Raw genomic sequence first — 18,347 nt, 5'->3', positions numbered from 1 at the left:
ATCGGAAAACGAGATCATTTAATGAAATAATCTCGGTCTGGTTGGGTCCAATGCGGATGTGGCGAAATTGGTAGACGCACTAGACTTAGGATCTAGCGCCGCGAGGCATGGGGGTTCGAGTCCCTCTATCCGCACATTACAAGCCCTCAATCACTCCACTGTTTAGCAGGAAAGAGATTGGGGGTTTTTAGTTCATCATCGGTTTAATTTTATACACCTTGGAAATCACATTAGACAAGCATTCAGCAAATCAAGCTTCAATTAAAATTACGCTAAACGAAGCAGATTATCAACCAAAGGTTGATGCCAAACTCAAGGACTACGCCAAAAAAGCAGCCATCAAAGGGTTTCGACCGGGCAAAGCTCCGATCTCCATGGTGAAAGGCATGTATGGTGTTTCGATTTTGGTGGATGAAATCAATGCTATTCTAGGTGAATCACTGAACAGTTACCTAAAAGAGCAAACTTTTAGAATCCTAGGCGAACCCCTTCCTGTTGAAAAAGAAGACAATTCTATTGACTGGAAAACCCAAAAAACTTTTGACTTCGAATACAAAATCGGATTTGTCGACGGCGTATCTGTTGCATTGGACGACTCCACCAAAGCCATCAAGTATTCCATCGAAGTAGACGATAAGCTGATCAATGAGACCATTGACAACTTAAAATCACAATACGGCAACAGCACCAATCCAGAAGTAAGTGAAGCCAAAGATAGTGTCTATGGCGACTTGAAGGCGGCAGAAGGTGAATTCCAAAAGACACTTGCACTTCCACTCGAAGGCTTGAACAAGGAACTTGCTGCGAAATTCATTGGGCTAAGCAAAGAAGCGGTGGTAGAATTCCAAGCTGCTGAAGTGCAGAAAGAAGAGTGGTCTGAAGCATTCGGATTGACTGATGAAGAGATTTCCGAAGCTACCGGCACATTTACTTTCACTGTAAAAAATATCAACAGAACCGAAGACGCAGAGTTGAATCAAGAGTTTTTCGACAAGATCTTTGGTCCTGACAGCGTAAAATCTGAAGAAGAATTCATTGCCAAAGTGAAGGAAACCCTTCAGGAAAGCTACAACCGAGAATCTAAAGTTTTCACCGAAGAAGAACTGAAGAAAGTCTTGGTTGAGAATGCAAAACTTGACCTGCCTGACACTTTTCTAAAAGAGTGGTTGCTCAAAGCAAACGAAGGAAAAGTGACCGAGGCGGATGTCGAAAATGAGTACCCGATCTACGCGAAACAATTAACTTGGTCATTGATCTCTAACGAGATTGCCAAAGAACACAAAATCCAAGCTGAGCATGCTGATGTGATCGCAAAAACTCAAGAGATGGTTCGTGAGCAATTTGCGTCTTCAGGTCTGGGTTCTCAACTGGAAGCGAGCATGGATATGTTTGTAGACAACTACCTGAAAGGAAACGAGGGTCAGAACTACATGAACATGTTGACCTCGGTGCAGAATGAAAAAGTACTCGCATTCGCTCAGGAGAAAATAAGCCTTACAGAAAAGGCAATTTCCATAGACGAATTCAAGGAACTTTTAGAGAAGTAAATCGATTTAGAGAGTTATATTGAAAAGTCCTTTTTTAAAGGACTTTTTTATTTTTGTTACCACAACAAACTCAAAAATGATTAACAAAGAAGAATTCAGAAAATACGCCATTCACAATCAGGGCGTCAGCGGAACGGCTTTTGACCAATACACCCAGCATATCGAAAACATGACTCGCTCTGTGATTGAAGAAAGACCGCAAAACTTCCGCGAGATCGACGTATTTTCCCGATTGATCATGGACAGGATTATTTTCTTGGGTACAGGTATCGACGACCACATCGCCAATATCATCGTGGCGCAGTTGCTTTTCCTGGAATCTGTAGATGCCAAGAAAGACGTACTACTCTATGTCAACAGCCCGGGCGGATCAGTGACAGCAGGCCTGGGAATCTACGACACCATGCAGTACATCGGTCCAGATGTAGCCACAATCTGCACGGGAATCGCCGCATCTATGGGGGCCGTACTGTTGGCTGGTGGTGCCAAAAACAAACGATCTGCGCTTAAGCATTCCCGAGTGATGATTCACCAGCCTTCCGGCGGGATGCAGGGACAGTCCAGAGACATGGAAATTTCCCTAAAACTCATCCTGTCGATGAGAGAGGAATTGTATCAAATCCTTGCCAACCACACAGGCAAGACCTATGAAGAAATTGACCGAGACTCTGATCGCGACTACTGGTTAAAGGCTCAGGAGGCCAAAGAATACGGCCTCATCGACGAAGTATTAGTTAAAAAAGTATAAGCATGGCTCAAGTAACCTGCTCCTTCTGTGGCAGAAATAAGAAAGATGTAGATCTTATGGTATCGGGCATTTCCGCCCATATCTGCAACTTCTGCATCGACCAGGCGCATATGATTCTGGGTGAGGAAGAAAAAACCAAGAAACCAGGCTCCGCTAAACCAAAGTTCAAACTCAAGAAGCCGAAGGAGTTGACCTCCTATCTGGATCAATATGTGATTGGCCAGCAAGAAGCAAAGAAAGTGTTGACCGTGGCGGTGTACAACCATTACAAGCGTCTTCAACAGAAAGACGATCATGATGATATTAAAATTGAAAAGTCCAACATCATCATGGTGGGAGATACCGGTACCGGTAAAACCTACTTGGCGAAAACACTTGCAAAAATCCTCGAAGTTCCTTTCTGCATCGCTGATGCGACCGTGCTGACAGAGGCAGGCTATGTAGGTGAGGATGTCGAAAGCATCCTGACCCGACTGCTCCAGTCGGCGGATTACAATGTCGAAGCGGCGGAGCGAGGCATCGTATACATCGATGAACTCGACAAGATCGCCCGCAAATCCGACAACCCATCCATCACCCGTGACGTGAGTGGCGAAGGCGTACAGCAGGCGATGCTCAAGCTTCTCGAAGGAACTATGGTCAACGTCCCTCCGCAAGGTGGACGCAAGCATCCGGATCAAAAGATGATCACTGTCAACACAGAAAACATTCTCTTTATCTGTGGTGGAGCCTTTGACGGAATCGCCAGACATATTGGCAAGCGAATGAACACCCAGCCGATGGGGTTCAGCAAAACCAGCGATACCCCTGAGGCGGATCGTGAAAACCTGCTTCAGTACGTGACCGCTCCAGATTTGAAGGCTTTTGGGTTGATTCCAGAACTTATCGGACGACTGCCGGTTTTGACCTACTTGGATCCACTGCACAAGGATGCCTTGAAGCAGATCCTGACTGAACCCAAAAACGCTCTGGTAAAACAGTACACCAAGCTTTTGAATATGGAAGGAGTCTCGCTCAAGTTTGAAGACAGTGCCTTAGACTTTATCGTCGACAAAGCCGTCGAATACAAACTTGGCGCTCGTGGACTTCGGTCAATTTGCGAAGCGATCATCACAGATGCGATGTATGAGCTGCCATCCGATGACTCGATCAAAGAATTGATTATCGACGAAGAATATGCCAGATCCAAATTTGAAAAATCGAAATTCAAGCGACTTCAGGTCGCCTAAGATCAAAAACCCTGCTTCAAATCGAGGCAGGGTTTATTTTTTAGCCCGGTTTGACCAAGAAGATTAGAAGCGAAGTCAGCAAAAATATCAACGCTATTCGCTGTATGGCTTAGCCCTGTTTGGAAGGACTTTACCTTTCCACAGCGAGTAAGGTTGAAGACGAAGCTAAAATCTTTCGACAGCCGTTTGACCGTCTAACATATATGCTCTATCAGCAGTATTGGCGTCTTTTACGTGTTAGCAAAGTCACATTTATTTTTTCGAATGAAGTCTATTTGCAGTTGTTGCAAATTCTCCAATTGATAAAGCGCGTAGAATTCATCGTCCAAGTCATTTAATGGATTACCGTCATAGGATTTCATAAATCCTTCCATGGTTCCGTCTTGATGCTTTGTGATTTCTTGGTTGTCATCTTCAAAAATCATGTTCGCTCGTTCGGTCAGTTCGGCAAATTTGTTCGCCCCGACAAGTTTTAGCACATCAGGTACTTGCTTGTAAAACTGTCCACTTGAGTTGAAGTAGAATTGATTGTAGCCCCCGTTATTTACCTGTCCCTCCAACAGCCAAATCAAATAGATTGCTTGTCTCGATCTATTCCATGCCATTACGGTTTCATATTCTTTATCGTAACTGTCTGGCACTTTCGTGGAGAGATTATCAAAGATCACCTGCAATAATTCATTCTCAGGAGTAGACTCTATAATTTCCATGGTCAATTCCTTATGAATCGGTCTGTTTTTAAACGCTTCAAGAGACCTTGCAATCTGAATATCGATCTCAGTCGCTTGCTGGGCGTTTTCATGCTTGGGCCGTCCCGAGCAACCAAACAAGTTAAAAATTGTCGAAACTATCCCCATCGCTAATACTATTTTTGTCATTGGCATCTTCTTTTGCCTCGCCCCCAACTCAACAGCGGATCCGAATCAAAGGCAGGAAAGGCAAAAAGGAAAACTATCTCAAGGAATTCAGAATCAACGCAGCCGTCTTACCTGAGGCAGACTCCTCTCCGATTCTTTCCCTGACCAAGTCATAGCCTTGCAACATTTCCCCCTTATATACCACGTTTGAAAAAATCAGGTTGAGTTCGGTCCTAATCTTGTCCACCGAAAAGTCATCTTGAATCAGTTCCTTCACCACTTCCTTTTCCGCAATGAGATTCACCAAAGAGATGTATGGAACACGGATCAGATTTTTGGCGATCAGATATGAAATCGACGAAGTCCGATAAACTACGATTTGAGGAACTCTAAACAGCGCTGTCTCAAGCGTAGCCGTACCAGACGTCACAATCGCAGCCGTAGCGTGGCTAAGCAGGTCATAGGTCTGATTGAGCACCACCTTCAAACCAGCCTTTCGTGCAGGCGCATAGGTAGACTCTGGCAGACTATCTATTCCAGCAATGACGAATTGTGCGTTGGGAAACTCCTTGACTAGGGAAATCATCTTGTCCAGCATCGCGGCTAGTTCTTGCTTTCTGCTGCCAGGAAGCAAGGCAATGATCGGTTTATAACTCAGTTCGTTCTTTTGGAAGAAAAAATCATGTGGCTTAAACTTCCTAATCTCATCCAGAAGCGGATTCCCGACATAGTGGACTTTCAAGTCAAACTTTTGGAAAAAATGCGTCTCAAATGGAAGGATTGAATAGACCTGATCGCAAAAAGCCTTCAGCTTCAACGCCCGTTTTTGATTCCAAGCCCATACTTTTGGAGGAATATAATAGTGTACCGGTATTCCGTTTTCCTTGGCAAAAGCTCCGATCTTCATGTTAAATCCGCCGTAATCCACCAGAATCAGCGCATCAGGTCGAAAGACCAACAGGTCTTTCTTTACTAGGCTGAGGTATTTAATTACTTTGCGAAAGCCCAAAACCACTTCCAAAAAGCCCATCAGGGCAACATCTGAATAATCTACTGCCAGCTCAACTCCAGCCTCTTTGGAATAGCTCCCTCCCATACCCCGAAACTGAAGCGATGGATTTTGACCCTTCAATGCCAAAATCAGATTGGAGGCATGAAGATCTCCCGAGCGTTCACCAGAAATGATATAGATTTTTCTCAATTAAGTCCTTTGTTTTTTTCAAAAAAATAAAAGTAGGCTTTTCGACCTACTTTTCATTCTAAATTTTAAACNTATCCCCCTTTTTTTCTCCCCAACAATACCCAACTCCAAAAATTATCACCCTTTTTCCTAACTCCCTGAAAATGATCAGGGAAAAGTTTACAAATGAAAAAGGTCTCTGGAATTTCAATTTCCAGAGACCTTTGTATAGGCTTTTTCTGATTCTTAGCCTTCCTCCTGAATCATACTTTCGGTCTTTTATAAAGAGGAACCGTACTGCAAGGTTCTCCAAACATCAGACTCCTAGTCCTGCTTTGCAGCAAAGAGATCAACCGTCCATAGGCAAAAAGAGGTATCGGGAATTTAGAACATCCTTTGACTACCACCGGTCGATTCTCGAATTCAGTCAGGTCAATTTTAGCTAAAGTTGTCTCAGCAATGTGTTGCTCCAAGTTTTCAAGGCTACCTACTACATAGCCTAAACCTTTCCCCTCCAAGTAGGTGCATACCAACATAAAGGCCCAAGTCGGCACAATCGCATCAGCGGTACAGGTCACCGCTATCCACTTATCAGCATAGATTTCCCAATCCAACTCTTTTAAGGCTTGGCGGAATTCCTTTTCTCTTAAGATCAACTCCTGAAAAAGGAAAGGCTTTAAATCAAACAACACTCTTTCCTCCTGAGGATAAAACTCTTCCATGTTGATCGAAAGGATCGGACTTGCGGCAACTCGATTCACTAGCTCACTCATAAACTCAACAGCGGATTCTTTTTGGAATGCAAAGCTTTAAACTCCTTTAAGTAATTGGGAACGAAATAGGCCAAGTCTTCAAATCGACGTTTCTGATACTTTCCAAAGGCTATCTTTCCCATATATCGGGCGGAAAACGTCAACCCGTAAACAAACGTTGCGTTGGCATGTTTAACGACTGACTCGACTTTATCAACTGCGTCGCCCAAAAAGTAAACCCGATGATCTTTGAGAAAGTTCTCAAAAGAAATCTCTGCAAGTACCTCAGCATCAAGTTTGGCAACAGAGTTCAGCTGCCAGTCAAAAACCTCCCGGAACACTTCCATCCGTCGAGCATCCAAAACCGGAATAAGTAATTCTCCCTTTTTCAACTCAACGGCACTCGCCAGAGCCTGCAAGGTATTTACTCCGATCAATGGCTTATTCAGCCCAAACGCAAGGCCTTTTGCAGTCGAAACTCCAATCCGCAAGCCTGTATATGAACCAGGACCTTCGGAAACGGCAATAGCATCCAAGTCCCGGAACCCAACTTCTGCCTTCTCCACCACTTCTTCAACCAACAACATTAAGCGCTCGGCATGAGCGCCGCGCTCGGCGAGTTCGGAAAGAGCGACCAATTCCCCATCCAAATGAACAGCGACCGAGCAACTGGCAGTAGACGTCTCAATGGACAGGATACTCACCATCTCATTTTACTGTTGCGGTGAGGGTTTTACTAATCTTAGCAGGGTCGGACAGGTAGCTTTTCGCCAAATCGACCGCCGGATCCTCATCAAGTCCGGCCTCTATCATTCCTTCCTGGAAATAGTACCTTGACACGATCTCCTCACTCAGGATTTTTTTCACTTCGTCTTTGTGATTTTCAAGATCCTGCTCTTTACTATGATTCACTTTGGCTTTAATGGCATCCAGTTGGGCCTTTATTTCATCGAAGTAATCTTCCTTTTCAGCATATTTCTCCAAATCCTCCACCGACTTCTCTATATAAGTAGTGTAGTCGTATTCTTTTCCTTCAAGAAACTTCTTGAACTCTTCATAATCCTGATCAGTGACCGTAAAAGTCTTTGGGTTCGAGATCGACTTATGTTTATAGAAGTATCGCGTAGCAAAATCAAAGATGTGGTTCCCTGTTACCAGCGTGTAGGAAATCGGCGCATAAGAAACTTCTTCCACCAGATCATCGGGTTCGATTCCGGCACCATCCAAAACTCTTCGTCCGTTAGCCGTTTTAAATGCTTTTCTCAGCGAATCAGGAACAGAGGTAATTTCTCCATTTTCTCTCGTTTGCGCATAGTCGATCGCCTGAATGCAACGACCGCTAGGAATGTAGTATTTAGCTGTCGTGACCTTCACCTGCGCATTGTAGGTCAATGGAATGGTGGTTTGCACCAAGCCTTTTCCGAAGGATTTTCTCCCCAACAACACTGCCCGATCATAATCCTGCAAAGCACCAGCCACGATCTCCGCTGCTGAAGCGCTGCGCTCATTGATCAGTACGACCATCGGAATATCTTTGTCCACCGGCGTCTTGGTGGTCTTGTAGTTATAATTCACATTCTGCAGCTTACCGAGGGTCTTGACCACATCTTTCCCTTTGGGAATAAACAGGTTGACGATCTCCACCGCCTCGCTTACCAGCCCTCCCGGATTGTCTCTGAGATCCAAAATCAACCGTTCTGCTCCCTGAGACTTAAGACTCACCAAAGCGTTTCTGACTTCAGCCGATGCATTGGTTGTGAAATCTCCTAGCTTGATATAGCCCGTCTTTTCATCGAGCTTGCCATAGAAAGGCACATTCTTAAGCGAGATTTTTTTCCGTACCAAAGCAAAATCCAAGGTGTCCTTATCCCGGAGCACCCTCACTTTCAATGGCGTATTTGCTGGACCTTTCAATAGTTCAGAAACTTCTGAGGTCGACTTCCCAACGACATCCACTGAATCGATCTTGAGTAAGTAATCAGCAATCTTCAACCCAGCGGTCTGGGCAGGAAAACCTGTGTAGGGCATCAAGACCATGTTTCCTTCGCCCCGATTGCCAATCAATGCTCCGACGCCCGCATATTCTCCGGTGGTCAGCATCCGGAAGTCATCCGATTCCTCTTCAGGTATATACTCAGTATAGGGGTCCAATTCCTCCAGCATGGCATTGATCCCGATCGTCACCAGTTGATCCGGGTCGATCTCATCAACATAATAGGAGTCAAGCTCTCTGACCAGTGTAGCAAATATGTCAATGTTCTTAGCCAGGGCGAACAGTTTGTCGTTTTTCTGCTGAAAGGCAAAAACACCTGAAAAAAGCACCAGAATCAATGGGATGAAAACAACTGGTTTTTTCAATTTTTGGATCATGAGGAAATAGGATTTTGAAGTAATTCCTGGTTGAGCTTGCTTAGCGCCTGAATCACCTTGGGTTGGATCTCGGCAAAAGACATATCTGGCTTACCAACAAATATAACGCCGAGGATAATTCCATCGGGCGGCAATATATGTTTATTAAGGCGATACGCCTCTTTGAGTCTTCTCTTGATGAAGTTTCTACCGTTAGCCCTTCTGATTTTCTTTTTTGATACGGAAAAAAGCACCTGGTTAGCTTGGCCAGAAAGGTCAGTTTTTCTTAAAAAAATGACTTTGAAGGGGTACAAAAAAAAAGAGGAACCTTCGTTAAAAAGTTCCTTGATTACTTTTTCGGCATGTAGCCGCTCAGTTTTGGGAAGTCGATAATTCATCGCAGGGACTAAACTCGTATGTGAACATACGAAAAGCAGCGCAAAGAATTATTTCTTAACTGTCTTTTCAGAAGAAACAGTCAACTTGTGTCTTCCTTTGGCTCTTCTTGCTCTCAAGACTCTTCTTCCGTTCGCAGTGGACATTCTTTCTCTGAAGCCATGCTTGTTTTTTCTCTTTCTATTAGAAGGCTGGAATGTTCTTTTCATGATCGAATATCGTTATCTAATTATGCTCCTTTGACTTTTCTCTTTGGCATTGACCCCAAAAAGGATTGCAAAGATATGTACCATTTTTTTAAATACAAATCGGGCTTCTACATTTGTTTTGAAACTCAGTGAGAAAACCCATGATCTATTACCACTTTTCTTGTCAAAACCCAGCCTCCCAACTCATCCAAATCCGACTAAATCTCTTTAATTCGGGAGAAAAGCCAATTTCAATCCAGCTTCCCGCCTGGAGAGCAGGCCGTTATCAGCTGGCAAACTTCGCTCAAAATATTCGAGGATTTAGGGTTTTCGATGAGAAAAAAAGAGAAATCCCTTTTCAAAAGATGACAAAAGACCGCTGGAAGATCCTTTCCAACACGAGCCAAACAATTCAAATCGAGTATGAATATTGGGCAGGAAAGATGGATGCTGGTAGTGCTTGGGTAGACGACGAACAGGTCTATGTCAATTTGGTCAATTGCTGTTTTGAAGTCTTGGACCGGAGTGAGGAAGAGATTGAGGTGATGCTGGATCTGCCCAATTTCCCAGCACAAGTCAGCACACTGATTCCCGTTTCTTCTTCGATTTGGAAAGCCGAAAACTTCCAAACGCTGGCTGATTCGACGATTTTAGCAGCTAAAGATCTGATCCATTGGGAATATCGGGAAAATGAAACCGCCTTTCATATTTGGATTCACGGTGAAGTGTATTTTGACAAAGACCTGCTTTTGGATCGATTCAAAGGGTTTTCGAGGAAACTGATTCAGGACTTTGGGGAATTTCCTGAATCGGAATACCATTTCATTTTTCAACTCCTTCCCTACCCACATTATCATGGCGTGGAGCATCGACGAGGAACGGTCATTACTTTTGGCCCATCGGAGATGCTCCGAGAACCCGACCAAATAGAAGAGCTCCTTGGGGTGAGCTGTCACGAACTCTATCACACCTGGAATGTCTGTCGGATTCGCCCAAAGGAACTTTTGCCCTATAATTTTTCGAAGGAAACCTACACCGGATGCGGTCTGATCCTCGAAGGAGTCACTACGTACATGGGAGATTTGTATTTGTTGAAGTCTGGAGTCTATGATTTACCGACCTATCTGAGGCATTTAGAGAAAATTGTAAACCGAGAAGCGTCCAGCTTTGGCTGGAAAAATTACACGATTCAGGAGTCATCTTTTGATCTTTGGCTGGATGGCTACGTGCCAGGAATCCCCGACAGAAAAGTCAACATCTACTCGCGAGGCGCCTTACTTGCTCTTTCCATTGATGTTCTTCTGCTGAAAAATGGAAGCGCTCTGGCTCGGGTCATGCAGAAAATGTGGACGGATTTCGGAAAGCCTTTCAAGGGCTATGACCTCGAGGATTTCGAAAATGTAGTTTTTGAGCAGTTTTCCGATCAAACAGAAATTCGAGCATTCTTTGCCAATTTCGTCCACGGCTATCAGGATCTTTTTCCAAAACTCAAATCTTTGCTCGCAGAAATGGAAATCGCGCTAGAAACAACTTTTGGAGAAGACTGGCTTGTGCACCAACTTGGAATCCGAACCAACGCCGATGGACTGATCATGCAGCTTCATCCTGACTCCAAGGCATTTTCTACGCTGATGAAAAATGACCGGATTGTAGATTGGCCGGTGGAAAAAAGTGGCGTTTCCGAGTGTTTACCGCTTCACATCGAGCGAAACGGAAGAGTATTAGAGTTGACGCTCGATATAGAAAATAGCGACTTCTTCCCGAACTACCGGCTGGCTTCAAAGAACTCAAGTACACTTTTGGAAAAATGGAAAGGATAAAAAAATACCCCGACAACCTGCCGGGGATTTTTTAAACTAAATAGACCTTACAAGAAATCGCGCATGGCCCATTTGGCAACATAATGAGTTAAAATCCGATTCCGTCGAGATTCCATCTGGCCATTAAGAATCACATTATCATCAGATAAACATTCTATGGTTTATCCAGTCTATCTCGTCTGTCCGAATCGTGTGATCCGAATCTTCATATAATTTGACTGTGACCTCTGCTCCCATTTTGCGAAGCAGCTCAGCCGATTCATTTATTCTTTTAGCAGGGACGTGAAAATCACGCGAACTGCTACCGATGAAAATCGGTGTGCCGGAAAAATCTCCTGTATACTTTTCTGCATCGAGCTTTTCCCCAATCAATCCTCCGGTAAATGCTACCACTCCTCCAAACTTCCTGGCATTCTGCGCAGCAAACTCCAAGCTGAGACAGGCTCCCTGCGAAAATCCCAGCAGATATATCCGCTCATTTGGAATTCCGGCTTTCAGGATTTCTGACCGCGTCTCTTCGAGCATTTTCAGGGACTGCTCCAAGGAAACTTTATTCCCGTTATCCGAAGCCATAAAGCCAAACGGATACCAGGAATTTCCGTTCGCTTGGGGCGCCAAAATTGCATAGTCGGTCAAATTCAGGTGAGAACTAAGGGATAAAATACTATCAGCGGTAGCTCCACGACCATGAATCAGAACAATTGCTTTTTTTGCTTCAGTCAAGGGAAGCCCTTTTCTTTTGATCTCAGACATAGGATTCGAAATCAAGTTTTACTGGTGTGAGGCTTTTCTCAATTCTTTCCCGACTTGGCTCGGCCCATTCTGGCAGCTTGATCAGCTCACCCAAGTGCGCTTCATCCTCGTCTATTGCAAAACCGGGTCCATCGGTCGCTACTTCGAATAACACGCCTCCGGGTTCCCGAAAGTAAATGGAGGTAAAGTAGTTTCTATCTTTGACTTCGGTAACTCCATACCCGTTATCCATCAAGACTTTTTGTACGGCAAGCTGTGAGGCGGCATTTGCTGTGCGAAACGCAATGTGATGTACCGTTCCCGCACTCTGTGTGCCACGGCGCCCGTTTTGATTAACAACGATATCGACAATATCTCCCGGCTTCCCTTTGGTTCCATATCGAAATCTATCCCCTTCCTGACCGATTACTTTGTAGTCCATGTGCCGGGTTAACAGCTGCTCAGTCAATTCCTTCGACTGAAGGTTGAGAGTAGCGCCAAAGAAGCCCCTGATCGAATGCTCCGCTGGAATATGACCATAAGTCCAACCCGGCCGATCATCCGCGTCATTAGCCACCAGTTCGATGCCCATGCTGTCATGATCTTCAAATCGGATCAGCTGATCGCCAAATCTAGTCTGGACATCGGACACCGAAACTCCAAACTTTTTCAACCGCTCGATCCAATAATCCAACGAGTTTTGTCCGACTGAAAATGCCGTATAGGTCAGTTCTCCAGTTCCTTTGGCACCTTTCCTTGCACCTGTAAATGGAAATGTCGTAAAGACCGTACCGGGTCTGCCCAACTCATCACCGAAATAAAAGTGATAGACATCGGCAGCATCAAAGTTGATGGTCTTCTTCACCAACCTCAAACCGAGGATTCCAGTATAGAAATCAATGTTCTGTTGAGGATTTCCGGCTATCGCTGTGATGTGATGGATGCCGGTGATTAATGGTTTCATGGTTGTTCCTTTCTTTTTGGGGTTAAAAAAAGCTGCCCGAAGGCAGCTTTCATTTGTTAGGCTATAGCTTGTTCGGAAACTTCAACTTGCTGTTTGACCAGCTGCACACTTAAGTGAAGTCTCACCTGGTCACTGACCACCACACTTCCTGCTTCGGTCACTGCAGACCAAGTCAATCCAAACTCTTTTCGGGAAATCTTTCCTTCGATCTCAAATCCCGCTTTGGTCTGTCCCCAAGGATCTGCCACTACTCCGCCAAATTCCACATCAAGTTCAACCTCTTTTTTGTTTCCTCGGATTTCCAGTTCGCCGACAAGCTTGTGCTCGCCTCCTACTTTGGCAACCTTTCCAGAGAAAGACAATTTAGGATAATTCTCTGCGTCAAAGAAATCAGCTGATTTCAAGTGCGCATCGCGATCTTTCTGATTGGTATCGATGCTGTTCACATCCGCCGAAAAACTCACCGTTGCTCCTTCAAAATCTTCACGCTCAGACTCTGCAGCTCCTTCAAATTCCTTGAAAAAACCTGTTACAGTAGAAATCACCAGGTGCTTTACCTTGAAAGATACTTCTGAGTGAGTTGGGTCGATACTCCATTTGGTAGTGCTCATAATTGGTTTGATTTATTTGTTTGTTGAAAATTAATTTGTGTTAACATTATATGTATAAACATTTATTTGTCTAAATTTTTTTACCCTCTCAGCTTGTCCAACAAATCATTAAGCTGAATCGCCTCCTCATTCGTCAGATTGATATATTGCACGTTACTTTCCTCCACCTGCTTTTCTATCGTCTTCAGCAATTCAAGTCCTTTTTCTGTGATCAAGATATCCACCTGCCTCCGATCGGCCGGACATTCATTCCTTTCGACAAGCCCCTTCAACTTCAGTTTTTCTACGAGGCGCGAAGCATTTGACATTTTGTTGAGCATGCGATCCTGAATAGAGGAAACCGTCGTAGGTACGCCGTTTTGACCTCTCAATATTCTCAAGACATTGTATTGCTCAGGAGAAAGATCATGCGGCTTGAACAACGCACTCTGTGAAGTCACCAAATAGCTATGGGTGTAAATCAAATTCACGACTGCCTTGTTAAACTGATCCTTGAATTCCTTCTGCTGAATAGCGTCTTCGATCTTTCCCATTTTATCTGCAATTGAATTTAATGTATATACATACAAATGTAAGAAAAGGTTTCATTGCTCCCCGTAAAATCTCACTTATTTTTCAAAAACCTCGATTCTTTCGACTCTAAGCAAAAAAAGAGAACAAAGGACTCCCTTCATTCTCTTTGTAAGTATGCTCTTAGATGAGATTACCAATCCAAGCCGGGCTGCGTGACTTGATAGTCTTCCTTTGCTTTTTGTTCCTCGACCATCTTGCGGACGTCTTCCAGCAACTTTTTGGAATCATATACGATGCCGTCTTTCACGGTATATTTCACGCCGCCGACTCTCACTGGAGTATTGGTATCATCGATTCGGATTGAGCCGGTGGCATAGAGGACTTTAAGGTTCTGAAGTGGATTTTCTTCCACGATCACAAAATCAGCCAATTTCCCTACTTCCACGGTGCCTATTTCCTTTTCCATCCCCAAGGCCTCCGACGCATACATAGTTGCGGACCGGATAACCTCCAGTGGATGAAATCCTGCTTCACGCAGGAGTTCCAGTTCTCGGATATAGGCAAATCCATACAACTGATAGATAAAACCTGAATCAGATCCGGCGGTCACACGCCCTCCCCTATTTTTGTACTCATTCACAAAGGTCATCCAAAGCAAATAGTTTTCTTTCCATTGAACTTCTTCCTCAGTAGTCCAATCAAACCAATAGGAACCGTGGGATTGCCGGCTTGGAGCATAAAATCGCCAAAGCGAGGGCAGCGTATAAACGGCATGCCATTCCTGAGTTCTCGCTCGCATCAGATCGCGATTGGCTTCATAGATATTAAAGGTAGGATCAAGGGTAAAATCAAGGGCAATCAACTCATCCATCACCTTATTCCAATGATCCGAAAAAGGCGGTGCCGCTTGCTTCCATAGCTTTCCTGCTTCCCCAAAGCGATGTTGTTCGTTACTATAATTGTAATCCAATCTGAAATCCTGGATGGTGCGATTTTCAAAAAGTGCTTCAGGCAATCCGTACCAGTGCTCCATAGAGGTTAGACCTGCGCGAGCGGAGTTCAAGACATTCCAGCGCGCCACGTCCAATTGCTGATGGTGCATGGCTGAGCGAAGCCCAATTTTCTTGTTTTCTGAAATGGCCGCTTCCATCACTTCAGGATTGGCCCCAAAAAACTTGACCCCATCAGCACCCTTGGCGTTGTTTTCATTGACCCAAGCTTTTGCTTGCTCGGCGGTGGTTATTGGACTACCGCTTCTTTGACCGAAAGAGGTGTAGGCCAACAGTCGAGGCGCCGTGATTTCATTGGCCAAAGACTTTTTCTTCTGATCCAACACCCAATCCAGGCCATTGCCCGCTGAAGGGTCGCGAACTGTCGTAATCCCGTGCGCCATCCAAAGTTTAAACACATATTCCGCTGGCGTGCCCTGGCCGGATCCACCGATATGTCCATGCATATCTATAAACCCAGGAAGCAGGTAGTGCCCTTCCAAGTCCAATACTTCGGTATCCGCATCCGCTTTCGGACGTCGATTTTCATTGATCGGCAATCCGGGATACCCGACGTTCTGAATCTGAACAATCCGGTTTTTCTCCACCACGATATCTACAGGGCCAACAGGTGGCGCACCGGTTCCGTCGATGAGCGTGACACCTCTGATGATCAATTTGGTATAAGGGCCTTCGCCTTCTGTGCGTGCTGGTGCGGGTGTGATCTGAGAAACTGCCTGGACTGCCAAAGCAAATCCAGCTAAGGCTGTAAGTAAAACTTTTCTAAACATCGGATGGTGGCTTGGTTAGGTAAAAAGATAGAACAAAAAGGGGAAGTAAAAAATGGAAACCGGACAAACGGATGCATATTAAAAAAGCCCGACTGTTTCGAATCGGGCTTTCTGCACTAAGAACTAGCGATTTTATAAATCTTTAAACTTCTCCATGATCTCTTCTGATATCCCGGTGTAGGAGTAGCCTCCATCGTGGAAGAGGTTTTGCATGGTTACCATTCGAGTCAGGTCGGAGAACATCGTCACGATGTAATCGGCACATGCTTCGGCAGAGGCATTTCCAAGTGGGGAAAGTGCTTCCGCAAAGTTGTAGAACGAATCAAACCCACCGATTCCGGATCCCGCCGTGGTCTTGGTAGGTGACTGGGAGATCGTATTGACGCGGACTTTTTTGAGTTTCCCATAGCGATAGCCATATCCTCTGGCGATACTTTCCAGCAGAGCTTTGGCGTCAGCCATGTCTGTGTAGAATGGAAATACTCGTTGCGCTGCGATATAGGAAAGTCCGACGATAGATCCCCATTCGTTCATCGAGTCATTTTTCTCCGCCACCTGCATCATCTTGTGAAATGAAACCGCAGAGACGTCGTAGGATTTGCTCGCCCATTCGTAGTTCAAGTCACCGTAGGGTCTGCCCTTCCGAATATTTGGGGACATCCCGATGGAATGCAGGAGGAAGTCAAAATTTCCACCCAAAAACTCCTTGGCTTCCGCATATAGTTTTTCAATATCTTCTACCGAAGTGGCGTCGGCAGGCACCACGATCGTATTACATTCTTGCGCAAGCTCATTGATTGCGCCCATTCTCATGGCAATAGGGGCGTTGGTGAGTACGAATCGGCCACCCTGTTCTTTGACTTTCAGAGCAGTCTTCCAGGCAATTGAGTTTTCATCCAGTGCACCTGTGATGATTCCTACTTTTCCTTTGAGCAAATTTTCTGGCATATAGCTTTTGGATTGATTTCAAAAATTCTGGGTAAAAATAGGGAAAATTCGGCACTCCTTCTCTCAATTAAGCAGGAGCTCTTTCGCACTCTCTACTGCCGATGCAGATGGATTGGCTCCGGCGATCATCTTGGCCAACTCAGCCACACGTTCATCCGCCGCCAAAAGCTTGATTTTACTCACAGTCCTTTCTGAAGAATTGTCCTTGTACACAAAGTAGTGTTGCTCGCCTTTGGCCGCCACCTGAGGCAAGTGCGTAATGCAAATCACCTGATGCCGGGTGGCAATCTCCTTCATCATTCTCACCATCTGCAAAGCTACCTCACCCGAAATCCCCGTATCGATCTCGTCAAAAATCAAGGTCGGAAGCGCCATCTTATCCGCCATCAAATATTTGATTGCGAAAAGCAACCGGGAAAATTCACCGCCCGAAGCCACCTTTTTCAGCGCCTGTGGCGTACCGCCTTTGTTTGCGGAGAAAAGCAATTCTACTTCATCAAGACCAGAAGCCGCAGGTGAAATCACCTTGTGTTCGATCAAGATCTTGGCATTTTCCATGCCCAGGCCGCCGAGTAAACCCTGAAGTTCTCGCTCGAACGAACCAAAGCAAGACTTCCTTTTTGACGTCAATTTCTCTCCCGCTCGGCCCATTGTCTCCATTGTATCACTCAATGATTTCTCCGCCAGAACGAGACTTTCATCCAGATTTTGAAATTGGAAAACCTTATCTGCCAATTCACTTTCGATCCGCATCAATTCCTCCACAGAGTTCACTCCGTGCTTCTTCTGAAGTTGATAGATTTTGCTAAGTCTATCCCGGATCAGATCCAGCTTTTCGAAATCAATCTCGACTTTGGATTCTTCATTCGACAACGAGTCCACGAGGTCTTCGAGCTCTATGTGGACACTTTGAAATCGCTCCTTCAAGTCCGAAAACTTGTGCGCCAGCCGCTCCAAACCTTGCATCCCGTGAAGAATCTGCCCCATTCCCTGCGTCACTCCAAACTGCTCGTCCTGAAACAAAGCCAGCATCTCATTAATCTTGAGTTTGATTTCTTCGGCATTTTCAAGTACCTCCTGCGTTGACTCCAAGTCCGCCTGTTCGCTAGCGACTAACGTCAGCGCGCTCAACTCATCCAGTTGGAACTGATTGAAATCGGCCTCCTTTTGAAGTTCAAAAGCTTTGAGCTTAAGTTCCTCGTACTTGGTCTTTGCTTTTTTGAATGCCTTATAAGTGGCCCGATATTCCGACAGCTCGGCGTTAGTCTGCGCATAAGCGTCAACCAAGGCCAATTGGAAAGTCCCCTCACCCAGCAGAAGCGTATCATGCTGGGAATGGACGTCCATGAGTTTTGCGCCAAGCACTTTCAAAAAATCCAACAAGACAGGGGTGTCATTGACAAAGGACCGCGACTTTCCATTCGGACTAATTTCTCTCCTTATAATACAGGTCTCCTCGTAGTCGAGCTCTTCATTTTCAAAAAAACCACGGAGCCCGTATTCGCCAATTTCAAAAATCCCCTCAACGACGCATTTCTTATCGTCATGAAGCAAGGCCTTGGTATCCGATCTATTGCCGAGCAGAAGGCCGACCGCCCCCAACATGATCGACTTCCCCGCCCCTGTCTCACCTGTAATCATACTCAAGCCTTTGCTGGGTTGCATGTGTAGTTGATCAATCAGTGCGTAATTGGAGATGCTGAGGGATTTGAGCATAGAGTGGATAAGCTTTA

General features: G+C 45.1%; 18 protein-coding genes and 1 tRNA gene. 5 read left to right on the top strand and 14 right to left on the bottom strand.

The window, feature by feature from the left end; all coding sequences use genetic code 11:
* Positions 1-52: 52 nt before the first annotated feature.
* The 4 genes from ABD031_RS05095 to clpX all read left to right on the top strand — a co-directional run bounded on the left by ABD031_RS05095 (position 53) and on the right by clpX (position 3,524).
* Positions 53-134: transfer RNA gene (locus tag ABD031_RS05095), tRNA-Leu, on the top strand.
* An 84-nt stretch (positions 135-218) separates the two neighbouring features.
* On the top strand, positions 219-1,547 hold the full coding sequence (gene tig / locus ABD031_RS05090) for a trigger factor (RefSeq protein ID WP_343849096.1): 1,329 nt from the start codon (positions 219-221) through the stop codon (positions 1,545-1,547).
* Positions 1,548-1,623: 76 nt separating this feature from the next.
* Positions 1,624-2,295 (top strand): ClpP family protease, encoded by a 672-nt coding sequence (locus tag ABD031_RS05085; protein WP_343849094.1) that lies wholly within the window; start codon positions 1,624-1,626, stop codon positions 2,293-2,295.
* A gap of 2 nt (positions 2,296-2,297) precedes the next feature.
* A complete protein-coding gene (clpX, locus tag ABD031_RS05080; RefSeq protein ID WP_343849092.1) occupies positions 2,298-3,524 on the top strand; it encodes an ATP-dependent Clp protease ATP-binding subunit ClpX in 1,227 nt (408 codons plus the stop codon).
* 230 nt (positions 3,525-3,754) lie between these two features.
* Here clpX and ABD031_RS05075 read toward each other — a convergent pair whose 3' ends face one another.
* From ABD031_RS05075 to rpmH, 7 genes are all read right to left on the bottom strand, one after another.
* Positions 3,755-4,402: a DMP19 family protein gene (locus ABD031_RS05075; RefSeq protein WP_343849090.1), complete on the bottom strand. Its 648-nt coding sequence runs from the start codon at positions 4,400-4,402 to the stop codon at positions 3,755-3,757.
* A 73-nt stretch (positions 4,403-4,475) separates the two neighbouring features.
* Positions 4,476-5,582, bottom strand: coding sequence for a lipid-A-disaccharide synthase (gene lpxB, locus ABD031_RS05070; RefSeq protein ID WP_343849088.1), 1,107 nt, complete (start codon positions 5,580-5,582; stop codon positions 4,476-4,478).
* 242 nt (positions 5,583-5,824) lie between these two features.
* Positions 5,825-6,334 (bottom strand): DUF2480 family protein, encoded by a 510-nt coding sequence (locus ABD031_RS05065; RefSeq protein WP_343849086.1) that lies wholly within the window; start codon positions 6,332-6,334, stop codon positions 5,825-5,827.
* On the bottom strand, positions 6,331-7,020 hold the full coding sequence (gene tsaB, locus ABD031_RS05060; protein ID WP_343849084.1) for a tRNA (adenosine(37)-N6)-threonylcarbamoyltransferase complex dimerization subunit type 1 TsaB: 690 nt from the start codon (positions 7,018-7,020) through the stop codon (positions 6,331-6,333). Before tsaB ends, ABD031_RS05065 begins: the two co-directional genes overlap by 4 nt.
* Before the next feature lies 1 nt (position 7,021).
* Positions 7,022-8,683: a S41 family peptidase gene (locus ABD031_RS05055; protein WP_343849082.1), complete on the bottom strand. Its 1,662-nt coding sequence runs from the start codon at positions 8,681-8,683 to the stop codon at positions 7,022-7,024.
* Positions 8,680-9,060 carry a ribonuclease P protein component gene (rnpA, locus tag ABD031_RS05050; protein ID WP_343849079.1) on the bottom strand — a complete coding sequence of 127 codons (381 nt, stop codon included), beginning with the start codon at positions 9,058-9,060 and terminating at the stop codon, positions 8,680-8,682. The genes ABD031_RS05055 and rnpA overlap by 4 nt, the downstream gene beginning before the upstream one ends.
* A gap of 48 nt (positions 9,061-9,108) precedes the next feature.
* Complete coding sequence (gene rpmH, locus ABD031_RS05045) at positions 9,109-9,267, bottom strand: 50S ribosomal protein L34 (protein WP_343849077.1); 159 nt, start codon at positions 9,265-9,267, stop codon at positions 9,109-9,111.
* Positions 9,268-9,407: 140 nt separating this feature from the next.
* Between rpmH and ABD031_RS05040 the strand changes: the two genes are divergently transcribed.
* Positions 9,408-11,066 carry a M61 family metallopeptidase gene (locus ABD031_RS05040; protein ID WP_343849075.1) on the top strand — a complete coding sequence of 553 codons (1,659 nt, stop codon included), beginning with the start codon at positions 9,408-9,410 and terminating at the stop codon, positions 11,064-11,066.
* 141 nt (positions 11,067-11,207) lie between these two features.
* Here ABD031_RS05040 and ABD031_RS05035 read toward each other — a convergent pair whose 3' ends face one another.
* From ABD031_RS05035 to recN, 7 genes are all read right to left on the bottom strand, one after another.
* Positions 11,208-11,819 carry an alpha/beta hydrolase gene (locus ABD031_RS05035; protein WP_343849073.1) on the bottom strand — a complete coding sequence of 204 codons (612 nt, stop codon included), beginning with the start codon at positions 11,817-11,819 and terminating at the stop codon, positions 11,208-11,210.
* Complete coding sequence (locus ABD031_RS05030) at positions 11,812-12,762, bottom strand: ring-cleaving dioxygenase (protein WP_343849071.1); 951 nt, start codon at positions 12,760-12,762, stop codon at positions 11,812-11,814. The genes ABD031_RS05035 and ABD031_RS05030 overlap by 8 nt, the downstream gene beginning before the upstream one ends.
* Before the next feature lie 56 nt (positions 12,763-12,818).
* A complete protein-coding gene (locus tag ABD031_RS05025) occupies positions 12,819-13,373 on the bottom strand; it encodes a YceI family protein (protein ID WP_343849069.1) in 555 nt (184 codons plus the stop codon).
* Between the two features lie 80 nt (positions 13,374-13,453).
* On the bottom strand, positions 13,454-13,906 hold the full coding sequence (locus ABD031_RS05020) for a MarR family winged helix-turn-helix transcriptional regulator (RefSeq protein WP_343849067.1): 453 nt from the start codon (positions 13,904-13,906) through the stop codon (positions 13,454-13,456).
* A 170-nt stretch (positions 13,907-14,076) separates the two neighbouring features.
* Entirely contained in the window at positions 14,077-15,666 is a 1,590-nt protein-coding gene (locus ABD031_RS05015; RefSeq protein WP_343849065.1) for an amidohydrolase family protein, read from the bottom strand.
* Positions 15,667-15,798: 132 nt separating this feature from the next.
* Positions 15,799-16,614, bottom strand: coding sequence for an enoyl-ACP reductase FabI (locus tag ABD031_RS05010; RefSeq protein ID WP_343849063.1), 816 nt, complete (start codon positions 16,612-16,614; stop codon positions 15,799-15,801).
* Positions 16,615-16,677: 63 nt separating this feature from the next.
* Positions 16,678-18,330: a DNA repair protein RecN gene (gene recN / locus ABD031_RS05005; protein WP_343849061.1), complete on the bottom strand. Its 1,653-nt coding sequence runs from the start codon at positions 18,328-18,330 to the stop codon at positions 16,678-16,680.
* Positions 18,331-18,347 lie beyond the last annotated feature (17 nt).

Source organism: Algoriphagus jejuensis (genome assembly GCF_039523455.1).
GTDB lineage: Bacteria > Bacteroidota > Bacteroidia > Cytophagales > Cyclobacteriaceae > Algoriphagus > Algoriphagus jejuensis.
This window is presented reverse-complemented; position numbering and strand designations above follow the sequence as displayed.